Source organism: Alysiella crassa DSM 2578 (assembly GCF_000745955.1).
Lineage (GTDB): Bacteria > Pseudomonadota > Gammaproteobacteria > Burkholderiales > Neisseriaceae > Simonsiella > Simonsiella crassa.
Genome location: NZ_JQKH01000007.1, coordinates 1 through 25109, shown reverse-complemented (window position 1 = coordinate 25109; position 25109 = coordinate 1). Strand labels below are relative to the sequence as shown.

Here is a 25109-nt window from a genome sequence, read left to right as displayed (position 1 = left end):
TTGTGATACTTTGGCTATTTTAAAACGGTTTTCAATAAAAAGGAAGTTTTGATGTCGGATAACACCATTAAAACAGGCATTCAGATTGTGGCTCAAGTGGCAGGTGGTGAGCAGATTGAACAGCTCATTGACAATATCAATCAGGCATCAGGTGAAACCAGTCAATTGAGCCGTGAAGCGCAAAGATTGGCACAAGAATGGCAAAATGCCCAATCCAATCAACAGCTCATTCAATATTATCAAGATTTGCATAAACACATTGGGGCATTGCCCGCGCAAATTCAGGCTGCCCGAGAAGAAGCTGCAAGATTAAAACAAATGTGGTTGGCAGATAAAAATAATGATGATGCCAGAATGGTTTATGTGCGCCAAGCCAAAGATGTCAAAGTGCTGGAACAAAATTTAGCCACTTTGCGCCAACGTGTTACTGAAACCCAACAAACCTTACAACAAGCGGGCATTGCCACGCAAGATTTGGCAAATCAGCAAAAAGCCTTTGCCAGTCAAGCCAATCAAGCCAAAGCCAAATTGGGCGAATTAAACCAACAAGCCAATCAGTTGAAACAAATCGCTCAATCCAAGACGGTATTGGGTTTGGATGTTGATGATGCCATTCATAAAGAAATTGAAGACATCAGAAAGGCTTATGCCAATTTAAAAAACAGTGGCACATTGAGCCACAGCGAATTGGCGCGTGCGGCTGAATTGCAACGCGACAAAATTTACCGTTTGGAAAAATCATTGTCGGATTTGCGCCCTACCTTGCGTGATGTGGCAGATGAATTTCAAGGTGTGGTCAGCCGTGCTGCAGGTCTGACTTATTTGGCAAAAGAAGCCATTGAATTTGAAAGCGCAATGGCAAAAGTGAAAAAAGTTACCGATGCCACGCCTGAACAATTGCAAACTTTGTCCAATGAAATTAAAAATTTGGCTGGTGAGTTGGGTATTTTGCCTGATGAGTTGGCAGGTATTGCAGCAGCAGGTGGGCAAATGGGTATTGCCTTTGATAAGCTGCCTGAATACACCAAAACCACCGCGCAAATGGCAAAAGCCTTTGACATAACAGCAGAAGAAGCAGGCGATATGTCTGCCAAAATTGCCAATGTGTTTGGTTTGAGCATCAATGAAATTGCGGAATTGGGCGATGCCATCAATACTTTGGGCAACACAACGGCTGCCAAAGAACGTGAAATTGGCAATGTATTGATGCGAATTGGCGGCAATGCCAAACAATTCAAATTAGCCAAAGAAGAAGCCGCAGCGTTGGCAGCAGCCTTTGTGAGTTTAGGCAAATCGCCCGAAGAAGCTGGTACTGCCATCAACGCGCTTTTAAGTAAATTACAAACTGCCACCGAACAATCTGCCGAATTTAAAAACAGTTTAAAAGACATCGGTTTATCTGCTCAAGAAATGGCGGACAATATTGTGGCGAATCCACAGGCTGCCTTAACTGATTTTTTACAGCGTATTGAAAAATTAGATGAAAAATCACGCAGTATTGTGTTGTCCAAAATGTTTGGCGCAGAATATTCTGATGATTTGGCTTTGTTGGTGGGGGGATTGGACACCTACGAAAAGGCATTAGCCAATGCCGCCGACCGCACCCAAACCTTTGGCGCGATGCAAAAAGAAGCAGGCGCAGCTTTGGAAACCACCAAAGGCAAAATGGATATTGCCAAATCACAAATTGCCAATACCGCCATTGAATTGGGCAATGCTTTGTTACCAGTGGTTCAGGCATCGGCAAATGCTTTAGGTGGTGTGGCACAAGCAGTGCAAAGTGTATCCGAATCTTTTCCTGTGTTAAGCCAATTTGCGGTGCTGTTTTTGGGGGCAAAAGTGGGGGCATCTGCTTTGGGTGGTGCGATGCGTTTGGCAGGTGTACAGGGCGCAGCCAGCATTTTAAAAGCCGATGTGGGGGTCAAACAATTAAAGACTTCCATTTTGTCAACGGCTGCAGCCGCGCAAACATTGGGCAGCAGCATTCAAATTGCCAATGTGCATGGTGTGAAACACATTACAGCCAATACCCATGCACTCAAAGATTTGGGTTCAAAATTGGGGCAAGCTGCACAAGGTTTTGGGGCGTTGTGGGTGGCGGCAGAAGCAGGCTATGGTGTGGGGACGGTATTGCGTGAACAATTTACCAGTTTACGCGATTTGGGGGATTATGCAGCCAAAGGTCTCGCTTATCTGGATGCAATCAATCCGTTTACTGAACGCTCATTGTCGGATGTCAAAAAGCATTTTCAGACCACAAGAGAATTGCTTGCAGAACAAAAACGCTTGGAAGCCAGCGCAAAGCGTGCCACAACGGAACGCAGCGAAGCACAGAAAAAAGCTGCCGCAGAACAAACCCAACACATTGGGCAACTCACAGCCCAATATCGCCAACAACAAAAACAAATCAATGCCACCGAAGCTACTTTACGCCAACTGGAAAATTCGGGCGAAGCCAATACCGAAATGTATCGGCGAATGAGTGAGCAGAAAAAACAGCTTGAAACCCAAATTGGCAAAACACGCGCTGAATTGGGCAAACTCAACACGCAAATTTCTGATGTATCGCCACTCGCTAAAAATCGTCAAGCCCTTGAAGATTTAGGCTTGACTGCAGAACAAATGGCGACAGGGATAAGCCAATCTGCCCAATCATCGTTGGACAATTTTAAATTGGCAGCACAAGCCTTTGGTCATGATGCCCAAAGCATGGCGACACTGTTTCAGGCTGCTGTCAGCAAAATGGATACGCCCCAAGCCATGTCTGCACTGAAACAAAGTTTGACAGAAGCAGGCACACAGGCAGGTTTGACCGCAGATCAAATTCATTTTATTGCTGCATCAGCGACCAGCGCAGGGTTGAATTTATCGGCAATCAGCAAGCCTTTGGGCGAGGCACAAATGGCAGCAGATTCTTTGGGTATTAGTTTAACGACTGCATTAAGTGGTTCAAGTCCTGAATTTCAGGCTGCCTTGATGAAATTTTCGGCAATTCGCTCGCAATTGGATGGTTTGGCAGAGCAAGGCATGAATGTTGGCGTGATTTTGCAACAAAGTTTTGCCAAATTAACCGAAAACGCCCAAACCCAAGCCGATATTGATGCGCTTAAAAATCAAATTAAATCATTGGGCGAAACAGGCAAATTGTCTGTTTTGGAATGGGAAAATGCGCTATTAGCAGCAGATATTCGCATGGCAGAAATCACCGAATCCACCAGTCCAGTAGCAGCCGCATTTAAACAATTGGGGGTGGTAAGCCAAACCACAACCGAATTGCAATTGCGCCAAGCCGAAGTTGCCCTGCAAACCATTGAACGCAGTGGTCAAGCCAGCGCACAAGCATTGGAACAGGCGCGGGCAAAAGTACAAGAATTAAAAAGTGCGCTAGACCCGACTGCTGCTGCGTTTGACCGATTGGGCGTTAAAACCCGTGAAGCCTTGTCGCAAGCCGCTACACAGCAAATCCAAGATTTTGAAAAGATTAAACAAAGCGGTTTAACCACTGAAGCGGAATTAAATCGTGTATTTCAAAGCGTAGCACAGGCTGCCTTGACAAGTGGCGACCAAAGCGCAATGGCATGGGTGCAAAGTCAAGCTGCTGCCTACAATTACAAAATCGTCATTGACGAAACAGGCAAAGCCAATTTACAGGCTGCCGCGCAAACCGTTCAAGCTGCCCAAACGCAAGTTGCCGCGCACAATCAAGTCGCCACCGCCGCGACCCAATCCGCTCAAGCCCAAAGCCAAGTGAGCAGCGAAACCCAAAAAAACACCCAAGCCATTGTTTCACAAGGCAAGGCGTTAAGCGAATTGGGGCAAAAAGTCCATTATTCGCTGAAACAAACGGGCGGATATGCGCGATTAGGCACGGCATTGTGGTCGGACACCATACGCCATTGGCAAGATTTTCATATCAATGTCCATAAAACAATCAATGGCTTAAATCAAGAAACCGAACGCGGTGGCGACATTGCACAATGGTTGAGTAAAGCCACGATGATGGCTTCGGGCAATGTGAAAGCATTGGATAAAACCACGCTGAATAATTTACACCAAGCCATTGATAAAGCACGGCAAAAAATGGCTCAACTCGCCGAAGAAGCCAAAAATGCCCGTGCCGAAGCCGAAAAAGAATTGCTTTCGGCGCAAGGGCGTGATGATGAAGTGGCGCGTTTAGAACAGCAACGTAAAATCAATGAGTTGCGTAAAAAACAGCAAGCTGCCCAAAAAACAGGCAATCGTGAAGCCAGCGCGGATTATGAAGCGGCGATTACCGCCAGCCAACGCGCTTTTGAAGAGCGCAAACGCCGTGAAGCCGAACAGCGCGAACGCGAGCGCATGGAAGCTGCTCAACGCGAAACGTCCACCACATTGCCCACGCCCGATGTGCGTGTTGAGACCAATGTCAATCATTTGGCGGACTTGATTTCCGCGCAAAATCAGCAAGTTGCCCATCAAGCCGTGAAGCAATTTGAGCAGCAATTGCGCGATGCCATTGCCATGCAAAATTGATTTTTTTGAATTTCAGGCAGCCTGAAAGGTTTTTATGAATTTGAAATTAACCCGATTAGACACACAAGAAGTGATTGAGTTTCCTGAAGATTTACGCTGGATAGATGAACACGATTGGCACGCAGTCGCGCAAACCACGCCGCAACGCACGCTTTCAGGCAGCCAAATTATCCAACAGGGTGTGAAACAAGCAGGTCGCCCGATTACCTTGTCCGCCGATGATTATGTTTGGTTGCCGCTCGCCACCATTCAAACATTGCGCGAATGGACAGATGTGCCTGAATTAAAACTGCTTTATACGCATTACGATGGGCGCGAGTTTAACGTGATTTTTGCGCTGCACGACACGCCACTCAAAGCCGAACCCGTGCGTTTTTCCACGCCCGAGTTGGCGGACGAACGGTACACCGCCACCATTAAATTCATCACGATTTAAATTTCAGGCAGCCTGAAATTTTTTAAACACGATTTAAACAGCATTTAAACAAGGTTTAAAACATGAGCCGACCCAACACCACTTTAACCCAACAAGACCTGCGCCTCTACCAATCCCAGCGCAACACCGACACCACAGACGGTGGCGGTCAAATGACCAGCCAACCGCTCACAGGCAAACCCAACGAGCTGTTTCCGCCCGTGTCCGATTGGGCGAAACGCAACGGGCAAGTGAACGCCCGATTGGTTTACTGCGCCGTGTTGAAGCCGATGGCGGCGGCATTGTGGGGCGCACACGTCATTGTGTCCGAGCCGCCACAGTCGGAATTTGTCAGCTTTTTGATGTTTGCCGCCGACCACTACGGTCAGGAACGCAAATCGGCAATGGCTCGCGTGGAAGCCTACGCCACGCCTGCCAGTCGTAGCACCTTGATTTTATTGAATACGCAATGGAAAGGCAGCCGCATTATTACCTGTTTTCAAGGTTTGACTGACACGCTGCCTGTGGTCGGTTCACGTTTTTGTTTGCAATATCTTGATGAAAAGAAACAAAAAACATTCGCCTATTTCCGCGTGGTGGACGTGGACAGCGAAATTCGCACCTACACCGACACAAGCGGCGAATTTCAAAAACGCTGGGTCAAACTGGAAATTCAGGACGCGCTGGAGCTGGATTTTGAGGGCGTGGCGTACCCCAATCGCGCCAATACGCCTGCTGATGTGATTGTGCTGGAAACGCAGGTGGCGGATAGCGGCAAATATTACGGCATTTCGGGCTTGACTGCGCCCATCCATCAAGACGATATGCAAATTAAAATCAGCAAGTTATATGAAAAACTTGTCCCCACTTCGGTGGTGGAAAAAATCCACGCCGATGATTTTGCGGGCGGCAAAGCGATTTGGATTGAAACCGCGCCACGCCGCAAAGTGGCAAGTGTGCATGGCAGCGTAACAGGTTCAATTTATTTAAATAGTTCAGTATTACCAGCTTCGGTTGAACTGGACGGCTGGGTGGACGATGGTTCAGGCAGCCTGAAAAAAGACGGCACGGTTTTGAGCATTGATTACGCGACTGGCGTGATTTCAGGGCTGCAAAATCAATATGTTGGCGAAATTTACGCGATACCCGCCGCCCAATTTTCACATCACGTTTACTCGGGCAGCATTTTGATTGACCAGACCAATCAGGGCAATGAATTTGTTACCCAGCCGCTTTCGCCGCGCCCTGCGAGCGGTTCGGTTCGGGTGGCGTTTTTGTCTCAAAAAACATGGTATTACTTAAATGACGTGGGCGATGGCAAATTGCGCGACAGCTTGGGCAATGTGCGCGGCGCGGTGGCGCGGACGGGGACGGTTACTGTTTCACTGCCTGCTTTGCCTGATGAGGACAGTCAGTTGGTGGTGTCGTGGTCGCCGATTGATTTTTATCGCACTTTTGATGGCTCGGCGGTGGGTTCGGCGGTTGCGCCGCAGGTGGCGGACACGGTTTTCAGTCTGCCAAAAGTGCCATTGCAAAACCTGAAACCGCACACCATTAAATTAACATGGCAACAAAATGGTGAACAAACCGCCAACGACCGCAACGGCGAATTAACAGGCGCGGCAAGCGGTTATGTGAATTACGCGGCTGGGGTGCTATACCCGAAAAATATTCAGGCTGCTGATATTTTATTGGAAGCGGAACAATATATTAGTGCGGCAAACACGCAGATTTTGGCGGTGGAAGACGGCGACACCATGATTATTCGCACAGGTAAACCGATTCAACGTGGCAGTTTGTCGCTGATTTTGCCCTTGTCGCGGCGCACCAGCACCAGTACGCAAGTGATTGAAAACACGCCATCTTCGCCAAAAGTTCACGCTTTGATGACTAACTAATTGTTTGAAATAAGGAAAAACAATGGCAAATATCGCATCAGCCGCCATTTCTGCCCGCACAACGGTGGCGGTCAATCCCTATTCCGCCGCGCAAGTGAAACTGCACGATGATGGCAACGGCGGTTTGTGGCAAAACGGCTCTCGCGTGGAAGGTGCGTCTGTGAATTATGAAACAGGCGAAATTCGTATTCCTAAACAAGCGTTTAAACATGGTTTGAACATCGCCGAATACACGCAAAAAGCCTTGCAACAAGGTGCGCCTGTGTACGAATCGGTTTCAGGCAGCCTGAAAACCACCACCGATGTCATCGTGATTGCGCCGCCCAATGCACAGGTGTCGTGGATAAGTTCGCCCGACACGCGCCGTGTGTCGGTCAATGTGGACAATGGTTCACAAATCTTTGATATTTTGCAAGATGTGCCGTATCCGCGAGCGGCGGTTTTAAATTCATGGCTGTTTGAAGTGGGCGGCAAAGAAGTGTTTGAACGCGATGGCGTGTTGTATCAAGATTTGAACGTGCGCACGGGCGAAGCCAAAGCCATTGGCACACTCAACCCTTTGTCAGGTAAAGTGATTTTAAACGAAGTCGCCCCCGACAGGCTGCCTGAAATCAAGGTTTTGGCAGGGATTTACACCACAGGCGATTTCGGTGTCAAAACCTTCACGGGACACACCGCCGCCGCGCCCATCAAACCGCGCAGTTTCTACGTTTACGCGGAAATAGACGGCAAGCAAATTGTGGGCGAAAGTCTCGCAGACGGCAAAATCCAAAGCGCGGAAGTGGGCAGCGATGGTAAAAAATTACTAGACGGCACAATAGATTACGAAACAGGCTTTTTCAAATTTGATACGCACAAGCCGATTTCGCCGCTTTCGGTGCGCTACAGCGCGGTGTCGCAAGCGCATATTCCGCTTTCGGCGGAGCGTTTGGGGATTAACCCGACCCGTCTGCCGTCAGATGGGCGCGTGCCGATTTTTCGTGCTGGGGATTATGTGATTATTTCTAATGCGAAAATTCACGATTTGGGTTCAACGCATTCGGCTGGTCAAACCATCAAATTGCCACGCGAAAACTGCGACCGTGTATGCGTGTTGGACGCGGACGGCAAACACGTTTCGGCGGACAAGTATCTGGATAATTTAGACAATTCTACAATCACATGGAATACGCCGCTTGATTTGGGCGATTACACCCTGCCGCTCAAAGCCGTGATGATTTGGGAGGAAGACAACCGTGTGGTGGGGACGGATATTTCAGGCAGCCTGAAATTGCAAGACCCGATTTCGCGTGATTATCCAATTGAAAATACTTATGTTTCCAGCGCGGTGGTGGGTGGCGATTTGCAAACACGGTTTACCGAGCCGTTCACGCAAATCAACTGGCACGGTGTTTGGGAAGACGCTCGCAACGGTAACCCCACGCGTGGCGTATTGAATGTGAAAGACTATCCCCTTGTTTTAACAAGTGATGGTGCGATTGAGGAGCGTTGGCGCATTGAGTTTCGCAGCCCCACGCAAATTGAAGTGTACGGCGAAAATCTCGGTTTGATTTGGGACAACGATGTGAACACGGACGTTGCGCCCATCAATCCTGCCACCGACCAACCCTATTTTACGCTGCCCAAACAAGCATTTGGCATGGGTGGTTGGGAGGCTGGCAATTGCATTCGTTTTAACACCTTTGGCACGATGATGCCTGTGTGGTTTTTGCGTGTGATTCAGCCACACAAATCAGCGCGAAATCAAGATGATAGCGATGGTTTCCGTGCTTGCTTACGCGGCAATACGGAAATTTTGTAAACTAAAAATCAAAAGGTTAATCAATATGTTAAACACCAAATTAAAACCTGTTACCCTGTTTAGCTCCAATGATGAAGGCGCACCTGTTTTATCCGCGAGTGCAGGCAGCCTGAAAGCCTTGCTCAAAGCCTGTTTGGTTACGGGCTACGGCAATAAAACCGCGTTGGGCTGGGAAATGCCTTTTGAGGAAGCCAACGCCGCCGTGTTTCGCAGTCAATCGCCTGAAAGCACCCGATTTTGCTTTAAAATCAATCAACCACAACAGCGCGTTTGTACGCTTCAAGCGTTCCGCGCCATGTCGTCTTTGACGGCAGGTACGGGCGAATTTGGTTACACAGGCAATTATCAAAAATTCGGCTTGGTGGAAAGTGGGCGAGCGAAACAAGACAGTTGGTGGCTGATTGGGCATGATGGCGCATTTTTGCTGATGATTGGCGACAATCGTGGCAGTGAAGTGGCGATGTTGTTTTTTGGTGATGTGCCGACTGTTGTACCCAATGACACGGGTAATTGCATGTTCTTACATTCATCATCAAGTAGTTATGATTATTTTAATACCTCTTCTTTGTATTTTGTAACAGGTGGCGGTTCAAATCGCGCCTACATGGGCAAACGCTGGGACAACACCGAATTGGGCGCGGAATGTGAGCTGCATTCATTGCTGGCAGGTAGTGGCTTGGGCGCAACTTATCCCGACAAAATCACAGGCGGTTTGAGCGCGTCCGAAGTGTATATTTTTGAACGAAATAACGGCTTGAATTTACGTGGCTTATTATCGGGTGTTTACCGCACGGCACACAATTTGCAAGATTTACCCAACGGCACCAGCGTACCATTAGACGGCACAAGCGATGTGTTTTTAAAATTCCGTTTGGGCTATTCAGGCTCGGACAATTATTTTTTAATCAACGCCACGCAATGGGAAGTGAATAATGGCTAATTATCTGATTTCAAGTGGTTTATTATTCAGTACGCCACCACCGAGAAGTGGGGCGCGAAGTTTGTTGCGGCGTAATGTGCAATTTCAAAGCATTTTTACGGGGCGCGGCGTGATTTCGGGCAAAAAGAACACGGCGGGCATTGTTACTGTAAATGGCAAACCTGCTCGCCGCCGCGTGTTTGCTGTAGACCAAGCCTCTTTGCGTTTTGTTCGCAGCACTTGGAGCGCGGAAGACGGTAGTTATTTGCTGCAACATCTTGATGAAAAACGGCAATTTATCATTCTTGCGCTGGATAATTACAACAGCCCATACCGCCCTGTGGCGTGGGACAAACGCTATCCCAAAGTGCCGAGCGATTAATTCAGGCAGCCTGAAAGTGAAAAATGGACGATTTACTCATTCAATTCAGCGAATTACAACCTGATTTTGATGACGATTTGCCGATTGCGTTTGGCGATGATGTGGGCAATATTGCGCCGATTTCGCCACCGAAGCCGCCGCGCCGCAGCCCATTGGTGTTTGACTTTCGCGCCCACTATTCAGGCAGCCTGAAAACCGATTTATGTCAATCTCATCAATCAGTTGGTGCAAATTTGGCGCAAAATCATGATGCGGATGTTTCAGGCAGCCTGAATGTGCAAAATTGTTTAGAAATCAGCACGCTGGACATGGCAGATGTGCAAATTTGTCAAACACATCAATATGATGACAGCGCATTACTGCAAAACTGCCACACCGCGCAAATCAGCGAAACCCAAAATTTACAGCATTGTCAAAATAATCCTTTTGGCGACAGTGTGTTACACAAAAATCACGGCGTGGCGAATTGGGTGGGCGCATTTCGCAAATCCTGCCAATCCTCTGAATTTGCAGGCGAATTTTTAGCAAATCTGATTTCGGGTCAATTTGTGGGCGCGGACGTTTCAGGCTGCCTGAAAACCCAAATAGGCGACAGTATGCAGCCGCCGTGCCATTGGTATGATATTGTTTTACCAAATAAAAATCCTGAAATCAAATCGCCCTGCGGCAAAAATCCGCCGTCAGACGAATTGCCGCTCACATTTGAGGTGTATCAGACCGAAACCGATGGCACACAAATTCCCTTGCCGTTTGCGTGTCGGGCGGTGGCGCAGATTCCTTTATTGGATACTTATATGATTGTAAACGACATTTCCGCCAGCGTGAATGGCGAACCGCTTGAATTATTCGGCGCGAGCATCAAAACCGACATGGACAGTTATTGTTGGCAAGGCTCGGTGCAAATGCCACCGCAAGACTTTGAAAAATTTGATTTTACCCGACAAACTGATTTGCCGATTACGCTGAAAATCAATGGCGAAACCTTTGTTTTTATGGGGGAAAATATTTCAGCCAGCCGCGAATTTGGGCGCAAATCGTTTACCGTGTCGGGTCGTAGCTTGACCGCGAAATTAGGCAAAGATTACGCGAAAAATCAAACAGGTACGGTTAATCAAGATTTGATGGCGCGGCAAATTGTGGACGCGCAATTGCGTTACACCGATTTTAAATTGCAGGATTGGACGGCGGCGAATTGGCGGATTCCAGCCCATCTCTTTGTTTTAACGGATAAAACGCCGATTGCGATGATGCAGGAATTGGCACAAACCGCAGGCGCATTTATTGAATCGCACCCCAATGAGTTGATTTTAAATGTGAAACCGCGTTGGAAACGAGCGGCTTGGTTGTTGGACGATGGCGCGGACGTGGTGTGTCCGCCGAATGTGATTGTGAAAATTGATGAGCAAAAACAAGTCAATACGCAATATAACAGCGTGTTGATTGCGCCGACCCACACATTATCCAACATGGCGCACGTTTACCGCGATGGCACGGATAAAATGCCAGCCGCGCCCAGTCTTTCAGGCAGCCTGTACACGGCGGACAATGTGTGTCGTTCTTTAGGAATCAAAGTGTTAAGCGAAAGCGGAACGCATTTGCAAGCACAAATCACGCTTGCGCCACCGTCCGAAAAATACGCGATTGAGCGTGCGAAAATCGGCGATATTTGGCGGTTTGACGAAGCCGATGGCGCGTGGTTTGGCGTGATTCAGGGCGTGGAATTGGAGGTGGGCGTGGACAATGATGGCGCGGTGGCGGTGTGGCAAAAACTCACGGTAGACCGTTATTTGGGAGATTAAAAAGTGAATATTTTAAAGACCTTACAAGCGGTGTTTCCGCAACCGAATCGTCAGGCTGCTAAAATCACGAAAATCCGCGATGATGGGGCGTTGGAAGCGGTAACCTTGTTTGGTGGGCATAGTGTGGTGTTGCGTGGGTCGGGCTATGCGGTGGGGGCGAGCGTGTTTTACGATGCGAAAACGGGGCGGATATTGGAAGCCGCGCCAGATGTGAAAGTGGTGGAGATTCGGGTTTAGTCTGTAAATTATGTTGAAGAGCTTCGTACAAAAAAATCAACGCCGTCACAGTATAATGACGGCGTTTTAAGAAAAGACGGCGATGTGGGCGCGGTTAGGACGCAACCCACACCCCATTGCAGATGTAGCTGCGTTGGAAAGCCGCCACCTAGCTAGGCGGCGTGAATTTTAAACTAACGCACAAGGCAGTACAATTAATGATTTTTAAACCTTTGTTTTGTAATGAATGTAATCGTAAACTTTTAGAAATTTCAGGCAATGGCGTTGTTAAAATCTATTGCAGACGTTGCAAGCATTTGAATATATTTAATAATTAAATTAATGAACAGTTTGCGTACCTAGCGTACCGACGGCGCGTGTGTCTGATAACAGGCACACGCTAACCGTCTTCATGTACGAAAGGACGTAAAATGTCAAAGACTTATCATCAAGCACCATTGCCTTTCACAGGGCAGAAACGCAATTTTTTAAAAGCGTTTAAACAGGTTTTAAATGAACAGATTTCGGGCGATGGGGACGGTTGGACAATTATTGATGTGTTCGGCGGTTCAGGTTTGTTGGCACACACAGCGAAACGCTGTAAACCCGCAGCACGTGTGATTTACAATGATTTTGATGGCTATGCCACGCGCTTGCAGCATATTGATGATACCAACCGTTTACGCCAAGTTATCTTTAATTTATTGCAAGATTGTCCGCGAAAAACCAAGCTGACACCAGCACTTAAGGCTGTGGTTCAGGCAACTTTGCAGACATTTGGTGGTTATGTAGATGTAGCGAGCGTAGCAAGTTGGATTTTGTTTAGTGGTCAACAAGCGCGGACGTTAGATGATTTGATGCAGCATAACTTCTACAATCGTGTGCGTTTGAGCGGTTATCCAAGTGCTGATGGTTATTTAGATGGACTTGAGATTGTTTCACAATCGTATGTTGATTTATTGCCACAATTCATTAATCAAGACAAGGTGTTACTATTACTTGACCCGCCTTATGTTTGCACCGCTCAAGGGGCATATTATAATGATGTGTACTTCGGAATGGTAGAATTTCTCAAGTTGATGAGTATGGTGCGACCGCCATTTGTCTTCTTTAGTTCAACACGCAGCGAGTTTTTGGATTACTTGGATTTGGTAATTGGGTATAAGCTAGATGGGTGGGAACGGTTTGCAGGGTATCATAAAGTGAGCTTAATGGCTGGCTTGAATTATTCTGCTCGGTATGAAGACAACATGGTGTACAAGTTTTAGATGTTTCAACCCCCATTTAAATTGTGTTTAAATGGGGGTTAAATAAGTGCAAAAGCTACTGCAAATTTTTACAATGAGCGGTGCAAAAGCTGGCGCAAATTAGTGCAAAAGCCGCCGCGACCTTACAAAATAATTCAAATGCTTGAACTGGAGCAATATTTCGCGCTTGGCAAGCAGCTAATAGGCGTTGCGCGTCTTGTCCTGATACTTCAAAATGAATGCTTTGCGTAATCATATTTTGTCCTTATTTCAGGCAGCCTGAAAAACAAAATCCGTTTTCAGGCTGCCTGATTTCTGCCAAATCACTTCAATTTCAAATGCGGCAACGCCAAATAATCTTCCGATTGCATTTCCACCAAACGGCTCACCGTGCGCACAAATTCATGCGCAAAATCGCCTTCGGTGTACAACTCGTCCATCGCCACTTGCGAAGTCAGACACAATTTCACGCGGTAATCGTAAAACACGTCCGCCAGCAAAGTTAAACGCCGCGCTTCGTTTTTTTCGTTTGGTGTCATTTTTTCCACACCCGAAATCAAAACGTGGGTGTAGCGTTCAGCCAGCCACAAATAATCCGCTTGCGAACGCGTACCAAAACACAAAGTGCGGAAATCAAACCAAATCACACGGTCGGTGCGCCCTTTGCAGGTCAATTCGCGCTCGTGAATGATGATTTTTTCAGGCTGCCTTTCTTCTTTGCCCGCCAATTGGTTAAACAAATCAGCGAGTTTTGCTTCATTTTCCGCATTATTGGGAATGTAGAACACTTCGGCTGGCGTGAGCGTGCGCATACGATAATCTTCGCCGCCGTCCACGTTCAACACGGTTAATTTCTTTTCAATCAAGGCGATGGTTGGCAAAAAACTGCTGCGATTTTGCCCCTGCGGATATAATTCAGACGGCGCGTAATTGGAAGTCGCCACCAAAACCACACCTTCCGCAAACAGGTTTTCCAGCAAACGCCCCAAAATCATCGCATCTGCAATGTCGCTGACGTGAAATTCGTCAAAACACAGCACGCGGGTTTCTTCGGCAATATTGTGGGCAACGGCTTTTAATGGGTCGGGTTCGCTGCGTTTATCGCGCATACGCTGATGAATTTCCGCCATAAACGCATGAAAATGCACACGGCGTTTGCGTTTATACGGCAAGCAACCAAAAAACGCGTCCATCAAAAAACTTTTGCCGCGCCCCACGCCACCGTAAAAATACAAACCAGTCGGCACTTCGGGTGAACGCAGGCTGCGCCCCAAAAAGCGATTGCGTTTGCGTTTGAACATCATCAGTTCCGTCCACAGGCGGTCTAGGTGTTCAATGGCTTTGGCTTGCGCATTGTCTTTGATGAATGCGGGGTGTTGTGCGGCGGCTTGATACCACGTTTGCGGGCTGTGGTTGGCAAATGGGGGTGGGGTGAATCGGGTTTCGGTACTCATATTTTTCTTCTCGAATGTAGATTTTCAGGCTGCCTTACCGTACACAATAAAAATCACAGTAGGGTGCGCCGTGCGCACCAAATGGCTTGAATAATTAAAATATTATGGCGAATTTGGTGCGTACGGCGCACCCTATATTTGAGTAAGGCAGCCTGAAAAAAGGGTTATTAAAATCAAATTATAAATTAGCCCATTGCTTTTGTTAAGCAGATAAAAAATGATGATTGAATTTGCTTATTTTATACGCTGTTTCAATTGATTGAGTTGCTGCAACACCAAACGCGTGTGCATTTCAGGCAGCCTGAAATCAATCAATTCACGCATAATTTTCGCTGCCACCACCGCATGTTCGGGCTGACTGAATTGCCCCGACTGAATTTCCGCCAACACCGCACCACGCGCCACCACACCAGATTCAGGCTGCCTGAATGTGTCCACGCGTTGAATCGGGTGTTCAGGGCGTATCCAATAATCATATTGTAATTCAATGATTTGTCCATTGTCATCGCGTGAAAAATCGGGCGCAACGCCCAATGCTTTCAATAGCCGATACTCAAATTGGCGCAACGCCGCAATATGTTGATTTTCAGAACAAATCAGTTTCATCACATCATGCAAAGCCTGATAAATTTCAGGCTGCCCATCTTCACGCGCCGTGAGTTTGTACACCAATTCATTGACATACATCGCGCTAAACAGCGCACGTCCACGCGGTTGCGCCCAACCACCGAGCCATTCGGCGCGGTGCAGCGTTTTCAATTCTTCCTTGCCAAACCATGACGCGCTAATCGGCACAAAGGGAATCAACACCCCACGCAACTCCGAACCCTTTGTCCGTGCACTTCGCGCCAGCAAAGCCACGCGCCCATAATCACGGCTAAATGCTTCAATCCAAAGACTGTTTTCGCGCCATGCTTTACTGGTGAGTAGGAAAATGGGTTGATGGTTAATGCGTTGCGACATGGCGTGTAATTTGTGGGTAAAAGTTGGATTTTATGCGATTTCGCGTTTTCAGGCAGCCTGAATTTGTATTTTTGGGGATTTTGATGATTTTTTGGCGAAATGTGTTCACGAAAAATTATGTTAAAATTCTCGCCGTTTACAAACATGTAGGGTGCGTCCCACATTTCAGGCAGCCTGAAAATCAAATTTCAAAATAAAATCAAAATAATATGAATACAGAATTCAAACGAGGCATACGCGAAACCTTGCCCATTACCATAGGCATTATTCCCTTTGCCCTGATTTTGGGCGCACAAGCCGCGCAAAAAGGCATGACCGCATGGGAAACCACCTTGATGATGGGCATTAATTTTGCAGGCGGTTCAGAATTTGCGGCGGTGGGCGCGTGGACAAGCCCCATTCCCATTTTGCTGATTTGGTCGCTGACTTTGATGATTAACAGCCGCCATATTTTGATGGGCGCGGCGTTTACCCCGTATATACGCCATTTGCCCAAACGCCAATTATTGCCTACCTTATTTTTGATGACAGACGAAACATGGGCGATGAGCATTGCAGAAATCAAAAAGCGTGAACAAGCAGGTTTGCCGCCGTTTAATTTGCCGTATTATTGGGGCATTTCGGCGAATTTATGGATAACATGGGTGAGCTGCGGTTTTCTCGGTTCACAATTTGGTTATTTGTTGGGCAATGATATTGAAAAATTTGGTTTTAATATGGCATTTCCTGCCGTATTTTTGGTTTTGGTGCGCGGAATGTGGCGCGGCGCAAAAGCTGCTCGCCCTTGGCTGGTGAGTTTAATCGTGGCGGCGGCGGTGTACTGGCTATTGCCACAGGGGGCGTGGTATGTGATGGCTGGCGCATTTTCAGGTTTAACCGCCGCTTATTTTTGGGACACGGAAACATGATTTCTTGGCAAGCGTTGATAACCATTTTGGGCATGATGGTCATGACTTATTCCACTCGTTTGGCTGGTTTTTTCTTGCTTAAAAACCGCAAATTCAGCCCAAAAATGGCGCGAGTTATGGAAGCTGCACCTGCTTGCGTGTTGCTTTCCGTGATTGCGCCGCATTTTGTGTCGGATAAACCGCATGAATTAATCGCTTTAGCCATCACCGTTTTCGCGGCGTGGCGACTGCCCATGTTGCCCACGGTGTTGATTGCGGTAAGCAGTTCGGCGATATTGGCTTGGCTGTTTCAGGCTGCCTGAAATTTTTAACTGATTATTTTATTTAAATAAAAAATATGACAAAACGAAAAACGTATTTGATTTTGGTGATTTTGTTTTCCCTATTGTTTGTTGCGCTGATTACGCTGGGGAGTTATTGGCTGTCGCTGAAAACGCTGCCTGAAAAACAATTTGGCATTGCCGCATTTTTATTTGCTTTTGCGGCGGCGTTTGGGCAAATTGGCTGCTTGGCGATGTATATACGCGAAATGGCGCGACAAAAACATTTGGCGCAAATCAAACAAGCCCAGCAAACATCAGAAAACCCATCAGAATAGGACAAACCATGTTGCAAAAAATCGTACTCGCCAGCAATAACGCAGGCAAATTACGCGAATTTTCCGCATTATTCGCCGCGCAACACATTGAAATTTTGCCACAATCCGCATTCAACGTCCCCGAATGCCCCGAACCACACATCACATTTGTGGAAAATGCGTTGGCAAAAGCCCGCCACGCCAGCCGCGTAAGCGGTTTGCCCGCTTTGGCAGACGATAGCGGCATTTGCGTGAACGCATTGGGCGGCGCACCGGGGGTTTTGTCGGCACGATTTGCGGGCGACAATCCCAAATCGGACGCGGCAAACAACGCCAAAGTGTCAGCAGAATTAGCCAATAAATCTGATAAATCATGCTATTATGTTTGCGTATTGGTTTTGGTGCGCCATGCCGATGACCCACAACCGATTATCGCCGAAGGCATTTGGCGCGGCACATGGCAGCCTGAAGCGGCTGGCGAACACGGTTTCGGCTATGACCCACATTTTTATTTGCCAGAACAAGGCTGTACCGCCGCTGAAATGTCGCCCGAACTGAAAAATTCGGTAAGCCATCGCGCTTTGGCATTGCGTGAATTATTGGCAAAAATTCAGGCAGCCTGAAAATAAAAAACACGTTAATTGCATAAATTACGTATTACGCACCGAATTTTTAAGTTATTTGTTAGACAGCCTGAAAATGCACAGAACAATCACCACAAATAATATTCAAATTCGGTTTACCCCACACCGCATTTAAGCAACTAGGGCATTGATATTTCAGGCGATTACTGCGATTTTCGGGCGGTGCAGCAACTGGGTTGTATTCGCCCAATAAACGATGCGGCGCGGCTGGGTCTAGTGTGGATACCCACTCATGATGAGTCGGCAAATGCGGCAATTCGGTTTGGATTAAATCCAATTCAGTTTCAGGCTGTCTGAAAGTGGGTTCTCCTGTAATATCAATGTGTTGTGTATTCGGTTTGACTTGATAAAGGGGGCGCATACCGCGTTCCACCGCCAAAGCGGGCGGACGTTTGAGCGATTGGTCTATGTTCAATAAATAAGTGTGCGTAACCGCTTGCCCAAACGAAGCGGAATAGGGCGGATACACATCGTACCAATGAATAGAAAACTCTGTTTTCAATAAGTTACGCGCAGCCTGCATAAACAAACCGTCTTCCAAAATATAGTCGCCCATGTGTTCGCCTGTGCGTTTGCCCCCAGGTTTGTGGGTGTCGGACGGCATCAAGCCGATGGCTTCCATTTTGTCCGCCCATTCTTTGTTGTGGTAGCCACGTCTGCCGGGTTTACCGAAATGTTGTTGCCACAAATGGCACATTTCGTGAACCAGCGTACTTAAAGTGTCCAACACGGGCAATACACCAAAAAATTCGGGATTCAGCGCGATTTCATCGGTATAACGCCCATCTTCGGAAATAAAACGGCGAAAGGAAAAATAGCCCTGTGTTTTCGCTTTGCGTTGCAGGGAAATCAGACAGGGCGGCAGTTCGCCGAAAAATAGGCTGCGATTGAAAAAATCGTAAGCGAATTGTAGGGCTTGGTGGACTTGGGTGGTGGGGGCGATTTTGGGATAAGGTTGTGGCGACATGATTGTTTTGGTTTAATAATTATATTTTTGGATTGTACAATTCAAAAATAAATTGGGCAAGATTTTTTCGGAAATAGGGCAGTCTTACAGTACACGACAAAAATCGTAGGTAGTCTGAAAATGTTGGGGAAGCTGCTAATTGTGGGGTGGGCAGCGTGGTACGCGGCGCAACGCGTGTTCAACGCAATGATATTATCGCCAATTTTTCTGTTTTCAGGCTGCCTGAAAACACATCATCATTTCGGCTAATTGAACCTTTTACCAAAATACCACATAATCCGCCCCGAATCTCCCCCTTTTATTTGACAAGGAAAACCCCATGACGACCGTAGAAGAATTACAACAATTAATGTTTAATCAAATCGCCGCACAATGCAGGCTGCCTGAAACGGAAACCGTGCCTGTGGCGCAAGTGTCTGGGCGCGTGTTGGCGCAAGATGTGGTGTCGCCCATGAATGTGCCCAATGCAAATGTGTCGGCAATGGACGGTTATGCTTTGCCGCATGAAGCAAAAGCAGGCGATGTGTTTCAATTAATTGGCGAATCGGCGGCAGGACACGCTTTTTCAGGCAGCGTGGGGCAGGGCGAATGTGTGCGGATTATGACGGGCGCGGTGGTGCCTGCCGATTGCATTACCGTCGTGTTACAAGAAAACACGCAAGTGGACAGAGATGGCAACATTGTTTTAACGCAAGACATGGGCGGCGCACAAAATATCCGTTATGCAGGCGAAGAAATTAAAATTGGCACGCATGTTTTGCCACAAGGACGGATTTTGCGGCACGCGGACAGTTTATTGTTGGCGGCATTGGGTTTTGGCGATGTGTGTGTGTATAAAAAAATCAAAGTATCGGTATTGTCCACAGGTGATGAATTGGTTGAGCCATCGCAAGCGCTTTCGGGCAGCAGCCAAATTTATGACAGCAATCGCCATATGTTGATGGCAAGGTTGTCTGAATTTCCAATTGAAATCATTGATTTGAAAAAAGTGGAAGACGATTTGGAAAGCGTTATGCGCGTATTAGACGAAGCGGCGAAAACCTCTGATGTGGTGATTACATCGGGTGGCGTGTCGGTGGGAGATTATGATTATATGCGTGAAGCGGTGTTGCGTTTGGGCGCGATTCATCATTACAAGGTGGCGATGAAACCGGGTAAACCGTTCGTGTTTGGGCGGATGTTGTTGGCGTGGTATTTTGGTTTACCAGGAAATCCGATTTCGGGTTTTGTGGGATTTGATATGTTTGTGAAATCAGCACTTTGGCAATTGTGTGGTGCGCGAGATTTGCCGCAACCTTTGCGTTTTCAGGCTGCCTTGACTGCACCTGTGAAAAAAGCGGCGGGGCGCATGGACATTCAACGCGCTACCATCACGCGCCAAAGCGATGGTTCGTGGACTGTCGCACCGTGTGGTTCGCAGGATTCCCATCGGATTTTGGGGATTAGTCAGGCGAATGCGTATATGTTGTTGCCATTGGAAAGTGGTTCTTTGGCGGTAGGCGATGTGGTGGAAGTGCAGCCATTTGAGCAAGCATTTTTGTAATTAAATCAATGAAATTAACTTTTCAGGCTGCCTATTTTTATAATTAAAATTTAACGATAGGCAGCCTGAAACCTTTTTCACTTTAACTTTCCGTTTCCAGCACATTCATTTGTTGCAAACCAGCCACCAACTGCTCTTTGGTCAGCAAGAACACAAAACCATCGCCGCCGCTCGTTTCCAACCAAACAAAATCCAAAGTAGGGTAGGCGCGTTCCAGCACTTCACGATTATGCCCAATTTCCACCAGCAACACACCATCATCATTCAAATAATCGGCGGCGTGTTTGATGATTTCGCGGGTTGCATCCAAGCCATCTTTGCCGCTACCGAGCGCGAGTTCAGGCTCATGCCAATACTCATCTGGCAGTGCAGCGACCGATTCTTCGTCCACATACGGCGGATTGGACACAATCAAATCGTATTTATTTTCCAAACCTTCAAATAAATTCGTATGCACCAAATGAATGCGTTCACGCAAATCATAGTCATCAATATTGATGGAAGCCACTTCCAGTGCATCTAAACTGATGTCTACTGCGTCAATTTGCGCGTCAGGATAATGGTACGCCATTTGAATCGCCAATGTGCCGCTACCCGTACACAAATCCAACGCGCTGTGAATCAGCTCATCATATTCAATCCAAGGGCGCAACGGCTCACCCAATAATTCGTAAATAAACGAGCGTGGCACAATCACACGGTCATCAACATAAAACTCAAATTCGCCCTGAATCGCGTGTTGCGTTAAATAGGCAACGGGAATGCGTTCCACCACACGACGTTCAATTAAATCAAGCAAATGGTCTTGTTCTTCGGGCAATAAATGCGCGTCCAAATACGGCTCCAGCGTGTCTAAAGGCAAATGCAGCGTGTGCAAAATCAAATACGCTGCTTCATCATAAGCATTGTCGCTGCCGTGCCCGAAATACAGTTCCGCTTCATTAAAACGGCTCACGCTAAAACGCAGGAAATCGCGCACCGTATGCAAATGCCCACGCGCATTGGCAAAAATCGGTGGCGGGGTAACTTCAAGCACTTGGGGTTCAGGAGTTGGGATGTTTTTTTTCTTGGGAAACATTTGGTTTTGTAAAGAATGAAAAAGTGTCATTATAACAGCGAATATGGGTTTTCAGGCTGCCTGTCAATTAAATCAACCTAATTATTTCAAAAATAATCAATAGAAAAATTTAAAATAATCAAAATAATAATAAAACAAAACCCATTTAAATACCAATAAGGCAGCCTGAAAATTCATGTTTACCGAATATTTAATTCTAGACAAATTGAGTTAAACTATGTTATCTTTGCAAGTGTAAGTAATTTCTATTTGTAAACAACCAACAAACCAAGGTCAAATCAGGATTAGAATATGCGTATTCAGCCCATTTTTCATTTAAGCACCATTGCTGCTTTATTATGTTCCACTTTTGCGCAAGCGGATACTCGTGCCGCTTCGCAGGAATTGCCCACCGTTCATGTGAAAGCCAGCGAGCGTGTCCAATCTGTTCGCCGCGTTACCGTGAAAAAAATGGAAGAAACCACCAACACCCAATTAAAAGAAGTGCTGAAAAATGAACCCTCCATCAGCATGGGTGCAGGTGCAGGTACATCACAATACATTTACTTGCGCGGTATGGGACACAACTCCATTGACGTGAAAGTGGACAATGCCTACAACGACAGCCAAATCCACTACCACCAAGGTCGCCATATGCTTGACCCTGCTTTGGTGAAAATTGTGGCAGTACAAAAAGGTGCAGGTTCAGCCAGCGCAGGCATTGGTCAAACCAATGGCGCGATTATCGCCAAAACTTTGGACGCACAAGATTTGTTGAAAAACAGCAGCAACCCCAATTTTGGCGTACGCTTAAACGCAGGTTACAACAGCAATGACGGTCATAATTATGGCGCGGCGGTGTTTGGCAAAGCAGGCATGTTTGATTACCTGTTGTTGGGCAACCGCGTTGAAGAAAACAATTACAAAGGCGGTAAAGGCTATGTGAATACTGCCGCAAATGCCACCGATACCAGCCGCACCACCAATACCGAATTGGACAAAATCAGCTATTTGGCAAAATTGGGCGCAACCTTTGGCGATAACCGCTTTGTGTTGAGCCACATGCACGACCAAATGAAAGGCGAACGTTTGGTACGCGAAGAATTTTTCAATTTTGACAATACCAACCAATTCCCTGCTGAACGCAAAATGTATGTGGACAAAACCGACTTGACTTGGACTGGCAAAAACTTGGGTTTTGCACAGGCTGCCGAAGCCAATGTTTACCGCATGACACACGGTCGCTGGTCGGCTGATGACAGTGGCAATGGTTACGCAGGTGGCAAGCGCAATACCAGTTCAACCGAAAACAAAATCGTTACAACTGGCGCAAATGTGAATTTTGACAGCCGCATTCACGATAAAGTTTTGTTGAAATACGGTGTGAATTTCCGCCATCAAGAAGTGAAACCCAATGCCTTTTTCAAAGAGGGTTTGAATAATCAGGAAAAACGCGATGTGGGCGTGTATGTGGAAGGCATTACCGATGTTACCGATAAATTGACTTTGACCACAGGTTTGCGCTACGACCACTTTGATTTTAAAGCCATGGACGGCAGAAAACGCAAAGACGGTGCATTTAACCCCAGTATCAGCGCAATTTACCAAATTACCCCTGAATTGAGCGTGAATGCCTTGCACAATTATGCAACACGCAGCCCGCGTATGCACGATGCTTTGTTGTCGCATGGTGGTCGTCCTTTGGTTACGATTGCGTCCAATACCAAAGCAGAACAAGCACGCAACACCGAAATTGGCTTTAACTACAACAATGGCACATTTGGTTTGGAAGGTGCTTACTTCTGGCAAAATATTAAAGATGCTTTGGGTTCAACCAATGCACGCCAAGTTCACAATTTAGAAGGTGTATTTAGTGAACGAGATGCCGCCATTATCAATGCGGGCAAAATCAAAAACAAAGGTTATGAATTGTCAGGTTCTTACCGTTGGGATAATTTGACGGCTCGTTTGGGTGTGGCTGCCAGCAAACCGCGTTTTTATGGCGACAAAATGAGCAGCAATCCTGAATATGCGTCTGCCATTGGTCGCACTTGGACGGCATCTTTGGCATACCGTTTTGCCAATCCGAATTTGGAATTGGGCGTACAATGGCGTGCTTTGGAAAAAGTTAAGGCGGAAGACAATTTCTTTGTTCGCAATGACAATGGTATCCCCCAATATGGTCGTGGTGGCGCAACGCCCAAAGCTGGCTATGGCGTGGTTGATGTTTCTGCCAACTGGAAACCTTTGAACAGCGACAAAATGAATGTGAATTTTGCTGTGAACAATGTGGCAAACAAAAACTACAAACCACACGCGCAACGCGGTCAATTCCCTGGTGAGGGTCGTCAATTCCGTGTGGGCATGAATTACACATTCTAATCCAGCAAAAAACGTTTCAGGCAGCCTGAAAATCGCCAATATCATTGAAATTGATGATTTTTCGGCTTTTCAGGCAGCCTGAAACTTTTTCAATAAGGAAAAATCAAATGAAAAAATCCCTGATTACCCTGTTTACATTAGCCGCTTTAGCCGCTTTAACCGCTTGCGGACAACAACAAGCCCAACAAAAACCTGCTGAAAACGCCCCAGCAAGCGCATCTGCCGCTTCAAACGCCGCCACCCCCAAAGCCGATAAAAAAGACGATAAACCCTTGAAACCCCACGACAACATTCAAGGCGAAGTGATTAAAGTGAAAACCACACGCGGCGAATTTCCTGTTCCCAAAAATCCCGAACGCATTGCCGTGTACGATTTGGGCATGATGGACACCTTGTCTGCCTTGGGCGTGAATGTGGGCGCAACCATTGATACCGTACGCCTTGATTATCTGAAACCTGTGGTGGACAAAGCCGCCCACGTTGGCACATTGTTTGAGCCCAATTATGAAGCCCTGAACGCATTCAAACCGCAACTCATCATTACAGGCAGCCGCGCCAACAAAGCCATTCATCAATTGAATGAAGTTGCCCCCACCATTGAAATGACCGCCGACACCAAAAATTTACGCGAAAGTGCCAAAGAACGCATTGATGCATTCGCTCAAATTTTCAACAAACAAGCCGAAGCCGACAAGCTGAAAGCCGAAATTGACCAAGCATTTACCGATGCCAAAACCGCCGCACAAGGCAAAGGCACGGGCTTGGTGTTTATTGTGAACGGTGGCAAATTGTCGGCACAAAGCCCCACTTCACGTTTGGGTGGTTGGCTGCACAATGACATTGGCATTGCGCCTGTGGACACGGCAATGAAAGAAGGCTCGCATGGTATGCCGATTTCATTTGAATACATCAAAGAGAAAAATCCCGACTGGCTGTTTGTGTTGGACAGAAGCGCGGCGATTGGCGAAGAAGGTCAAGCCGCCAAAGATGTGTTGAACAACCCATTGGTTGCCGAAACAACGGCTTGGAAAAAAGGACAGGTGGTGTATTTGGACGCTGGCACTTATTTGGCAGCTGGCGGTGCGCGTCAGTTGGTAACGGCAGCCAAACAAATTACCGAAGCAATGAAAAACGCAAAATAATCTGCCCAATCTTCAGGCAGCCTTTCAGTACACGACAAAAAATCGGACGACCTGTTTTGGGTTTGAAAAATAGTCCAAAGTTGCCATCATCAACATGGCAGCTTTGGCAAGCTGCTCTAAACCAACACGAAAAATACCTTGCGATAAACGTTCATGAGATTTAGGCTTAATTGGATTAAGCGCATGTTGCCAACGCCCGATAACATAAGCCCAAGCCAATGTAACTGCCAGAATCGCAAACAACTTTTCCATTTTAACAGGGTCAGTCATGTGCGTGGCTTCC

General features: G+C 47.0%; 22 protein-coding genes and 1 pseudogene. 17 read left to right on the top strand and 6 right to left on the bottom strand.

Annotated elements, in window-relative coordinates; genetic code table 11:
- Positions 1-51: 51 nt before the first annotated feature.
- The 9 genes from Q338_RS13635 (at position 52) to Q338_RS01810 (ending at position 13210) form a co-directional block, all read left to right on the top strand.
- Positions 52-4512, top strand: a complete 4461-nt coding sequence (locus Q338_RS13635; RefSeq protein WP_051968405.1) for a phage tail tape measure protein — start codon at positions 52-54, stop codon at positions 4510-4512.
- Positions 4513-4546: 34 nt separating this feature from the next.
- A complete protein-coding gene (locus Q338_RS01845; RefSeq protein WP_034291430.1) occupies positions 4547-4948 on the top strand; it encodes a hypothetical protein in 402 nt (133 codons plus the stop codon).
- A gap of 62 nt (positions 4949-5010) precedes the next feature.
- Positions 5011-6825, top strand: coding sequence for a hypothetical protein (locus Q338_RS01840; protein WP_051968404.1), 1815 nt, complete (start codon positions 5011-5013; stop codon positions 6823-6825).
- A gap of 22 nt (positions 6826-6847) precedes the next feature.
- Positions 6848-8626, top strand: a complete 1779-nt coding sequence (locus Q338_RS01835; protein ID WP_051968403.1) for a hypothetical protein — start codon at positions 6848-6850, stop codon at positions 8624-8626.
- 25 nt (positions 8627-8651) lie between these two features.
- On the top strand, positions 8652-9566 hold the full coding sequence (locus Q338_RS01830) for a hypothetical protein (protein ID WP_034291428.1): 915 nt from the start codon (positions 8652-8654) through the stop codon (positions 9564-9566).
- On the top strand, positions 9559-9927 hold the full coding sequence (locus Q338_RS01825) for a hypothetical protein (protein ID WP_034291426.1): 369 nt from the start codon (positions 9559-9561) through the stop codon (positions 9925-9927). The genes Q338_RS01830 and Q338_RS01825 overlap by 8 nt, the downstream gene beginning before the upstream one ends.
- A gap of 23 nt (positions 9928-9950) precedes the next feature.
- Positions 9951-11726, top strand: coding sequence for a hypothetical protein (locus tag Q338_RS01820; protein WP_051968402.1), 1776 nt, complete (start codon positions 9951-9953; stop codon positions 11724-11726).
- 3 nt (positions 11727-11729) lie between these two features.
- Positions 11730-11963, top strand: a complete 234-nt coding sequence (locus tag Q338_RS01815; protein WP_034291424.1) for a hypothetical protein — start codon at positions 11730-11732, stop codon at positions 11961-11963.
- 410 nt (positions 11964-12373) lie between these two features.
- On the top strand, positions 12374-13210 hold the full coding sequence (locus tag Q338_RS01810) for a hypothetical protein (protein ID WP_034291422.1): 837 nt from the start codon (positions 12374-12376) through the stop codon (positions 13208-13210).
- Positions 13211-13265: 55 nt separating this feature from the next.
- Here Q338_RS01810 and Q338_RS01805 read toward each other — a convergent pair whose 3' ends face one another.
- The 3 genes from Q338_RS01805 to recO all read right to left on the bottom strand — a co-directional run bounded on the left by Q338_RS01805 (position 13266) and on the right by recO (position 15606).
- Complete coding sequence (locus Q338_RS01805; RefSeq protein WP_034291420.1) at positions 13266-13445, bottom strand: hypothetical protein; 180 nt, start codon at positions 13443-13445, stop codon at positions 13266-13268.
- Positions 13446-13512: 67 nt separating this feature from the next.
- Positions 13513-14643, bottom strand: coding sequence for a cell division protein ZapE (zapE, locus tag Q338_RS01800; RefSeq protein WP_034291419.1), 1131 nt, complete (start codon positions 14641-14643; stop codon positions 13513-13515).
- Between the two features lie 234 nt (positions 14644-14877).
- Positions 14878-15606 carry a DNA repair protein RecO gene (recO, locus tag Q338_RS01795; RefSeq protein ID WP_034291417.1) on the bottom strand — a complete coding sequence of 243 codons (729 nt, stop codon included), beginning with the start codon at positions 15604-15606 and terminating at the stop codon, positions 14878-14880.
- A gap of 209 nt (positions 15607-15815) precedes the next feature.
- On the opposite strand from recO, the gene Q338_RS01790 reads away from it, so the two are divergent.
- The 4 genes from Q338_RS01790 to rdgB are packed head-to-tail and all read left to right on the top strand — an operon-like array spanning position 15816 to position 17714.
- Positions 15816-16514 carry an AzlC family ABC transporter permease gene (locus Q338_RS01790; RefSeq protein WP_034291416.1) on the top strand — a complete coding sequence of 233 codons (699 nt, stop codon included), beginning with the start codon at positions 15816-15818 and terminating at the stop codon, positions 16512-16514.
- On the top strand, positions 16511-16816 hold the full coding sequence (locus Q338_RS01785) for an AzlD family protein (RefSeq protein ID WP_034291414.1): 306 nt from the start codon (positions 16511-16513) through the stop codon (positions 16814-16816). The genes Q338_RS01790 and Q338_RS01785 overlap by 4 nt, the downstream gene beginning before the upstream one ends.
- A gap of 35 nt (positions 16817-16851) precedes the next feature.
- The gene (locus tag Q338_RS01780) at positions 16852-17112 is read left to right on the top strand and encodes an NGO_0222 family membrane protein (RefSeq protein ID WP_034291413.1); all 261 of its coding nucleotides are present in this window, start codon (positions 16852-16854) and stop codon (positions 17110-17112) included.
- Between the two features lie 8 nt (positions 17113-17120).
- On the top strand, positions 17121-17714 hold the full coding sequence (gene rdgB, locus Q338_RS01775; RefSeq protein ID WP_034291411.1) for an RdgB/HAM1 family non-canonical purine NTP pyrophosphatase: 594 nt from the start codon (positions 17121-17123) through the stop codon (positions 17712-17714).
- 61 nt (positions 17715-17775) lie between these two features.
- Here rdgB and Q338_RS14985 read toward each other — a convergent pair whose 3' ends face one another.
- Complete coding sequence (locus Q338_RS14985) at positions 17776-18702, bottom strand: SprT-like domain-containing protein (protein ID WP_034291408.1); 927 nt, start codon at positions 18700-18702, stop codon at positions 17776-17778.
- A 120-nt stretch (positions 18703-18822) separates the two neighbouring features.
- On the opposite strand from Q338_RS14985, the gene Q338_RS15275 reads away from it, so the two are divergent.
- Positions 18823-18951: a hypothetical protein gene (locus tag Q338_RS15275; RefSeq protein WP_280517476.1), complete on the top strand. Its 129-nt coding sequence runs from the start codon at positions 18823-18825 to the stop codon at positions 18949-18951.
- Between the two features lie 70 nt (positions 18952-19021).
- Positions 19022-20245, top strand: coding sequence for a molybdopterin molybdotransferase MoeA (locus tag Q338_RS01765; protein ID WP_034291407.1), 1224 nt, complete (start codon positions 19022-19024; stop codon positions 20243-20245).
- Positions 20246-20327: 82 nt separating this feature from the next.
- Here Q338_RS01765 and prmB read toward each other — a convergent pair whose 3' ends face one another.
- Positions 20328-21323 (bottom strand): 50S ribosomal protein L3 N(5)-glutamine methyltransferase, encoded by a 996-nt coding sequence (prmB, locus tag Q338_RS01760; protein ID WP_084693468.1) that lies wholly within the window; start codon positions 21321-21323, stop codon positions 20328-20330.
- Positions 21324-21614: 291 nt separating this feature from the next.
- Between prmB and Q338_RS01755 the strand changes: the two genes are divergently transcribed.
- Positions 21615-23684, top strand: a complete 2070-nt coding sequence (locus Q338_RS01755; RefSeq protein ID WP_034291405.1) for a TonB-dependent receptor domain-containing protein — start codon at positions 21615-21617, stop codon at positions 23682-23684.
- 107 nt (positions 23685-23791) lie between these two features.
- The gene (locus Q338_RS01750; protein ID WP_034291404.1) at positions 23792-24826 is read left to right on the top strand and encodes a siderophore ABC transporter substrate-binding protein; all 1035 of its coding nucleotides are present in this window, start codon (positions 23792-23794) and stop codon (positions 24824-24826) included.
- Between the two features lie 24 nt (positions 24827-24850).
- Here the strand turns inward: Q338_RS01750 and Q338_RS14735 are convergent.
- Positions 24851-25109, bottom strand: a pseudogene (locus Q338_RS14735) (hypothetical protein); the annotation flags it as partial.

What these genes read in the sequence shown, in the direction of transcription:
- recO (WP_034291417.1), bottom strand. Translation starts at nt 15,606, where the DNA reads ATGTCGCAACGCATTAACCATCAACCCATTTTCCTACTCACCAGTAAA.
- Q338_RS13635 (WP_051968405.1), top strand. Translation starts at nt 52, where the DNA reads ATGTCGGATAACACCATTAAAACAGGCATTCAGATTGTGGCTCAAGTG.
- Q338_RS14985 (WP_034291408.1), bottom strand. Translation starts at nt 18,702, where the DNA reads ATGTCGCCACAACCTTATCCCAAAATCGCCCCCACCACCCAAGTCCAC.
- Q338_RS01825 (WP_034291426.1), top strand. Translation starts at nt 9,559, where the DNA reads ATGGCTAATTATCTGATTTCAAGTGGTTTATTATTCAGTACGCCACCA.
- Q338_RS01805 (WP_034291420.1), bottom strand. Translation starts at nt 13,445, where the DNA reads ATGATTACGCAAAGCATTCATTTTGAAGTATCAGGACAAGACGCGCAA.
- prmB (WP_084693468.1), bottom strand. Translation starts at nt 21,323, where the DNA reads ATGTTTCCCAAGAAAAAAAACATCCCAACTCCTGAACCCCAAGTGCTT.
- Q338_RS01845 (WP_034291430.1), top strand. Translation starts at nt 4,547, where the DNA reads ATGAATTTGAAATTAACCCGATTAGACACACAAGAAGTGATTGAGTTT.
- Q338_RS01785 (WP_034291414.1), top strand. Translation starts at nt 16,511, where the DNA reads ATGATTTCTTGGCAAGCGTTGATAACCATTTTGGGCATGATGGTCATG.
- Q338_RS01780 (WP_034291413.1), top strand. Translation starts at nt 16,852, where the DNA reads ATGACAAAACGAAAAACGTATTTGATTTTGGTGATTTTGTTTTCCCTA.
- Q338_RS01765 (WP_034291407.1), top strand. Translation starts at nt 19,022, where the DNA reads ATGACGACCGTAGAAGAATTACAACAATTAATGTTTAATCAAATCGCC.
- Q338_RS01820 (WP_051968402.1), top strand. Translation starts at nt 9,951, where the DNA reads ATGGACGATTTACTCATTCAATTCAGCGAATTACAACCTGATTTTGAT.
- zapE (WP_034291419.1), bottom strand. Translation starts at nt 14,643, where the DNA reads ATGAGTACCGAAACCCGATTCACCCCACCCCCATTTGCCAACCACAGC.
- Q338_RS01750 (WP_034291404.1), top strand. Translation starts at nt 23,792, where the DNA reads ATGAAAAAATCCCTGATTACCCTGTTTACATTAGCCGCTTTAGCCGCT.
- Q338_RS01755 (WP_034291405.1), top strand. Translation starts at nt 21,615, where the DNA reads ATGCGTATTCAGCCCATTTTTCATTTAAGCACCATTGCTGCTTTATTA.
- Q338_RS01790 (WP_034291416.1), top strand. Translation starts at nt 15,816, where the DNA reads ATGAATACAGAATTCAAACGAGGCATACGCGAAACCTTGCCCATTACC.
- rdgB (WP_034291411.1), top strand. Translation starts at nt 17,121, where the DNA reads ATGTTGCAAAAAATCGTACTCGCCAGCAATAACGCAGGCAAATTACGC.
- Q338_RS01810 (WP_034291422.1), top strand. Translation starts at nt 12,374, where the DNA reads ATGTCAAAGACTTATCATCAAGCACCATTGCCTTTCACAGGGCAGAAA.
- Q338_RS01840 (WP_051968404.1), top strand. Translation starts at nt 5,011, where the DNA reads ATGAGCCGACCCAACACCACTTTAACCCAACAAGACCTGCGCCTCTAC.
- Q338_RS01835 (WP_051968403.1), top strand. Translation starts at nt 6,848, where the DNA reads ATGGCAAATATCGCATCAGCCGCCATTTCTGCCCGCACAACGGTGGCG.
- Q338_RS01830 (WP_034291428.1), top strand. Translation starts at nt 8,652, where the DNA reads ATGTTAAACACCAAATTAAAACCTGTTACCCTGTTTAGCTCCAATGAT.
- Q338_RS15275 (WP_280517476.1), top strand. Translation starts at nt 18,823, where the DNA reads ATGTTGGGGAAGCTGCTAATTGTGGGGTGGGCAGCGTGGTACGCGGCG.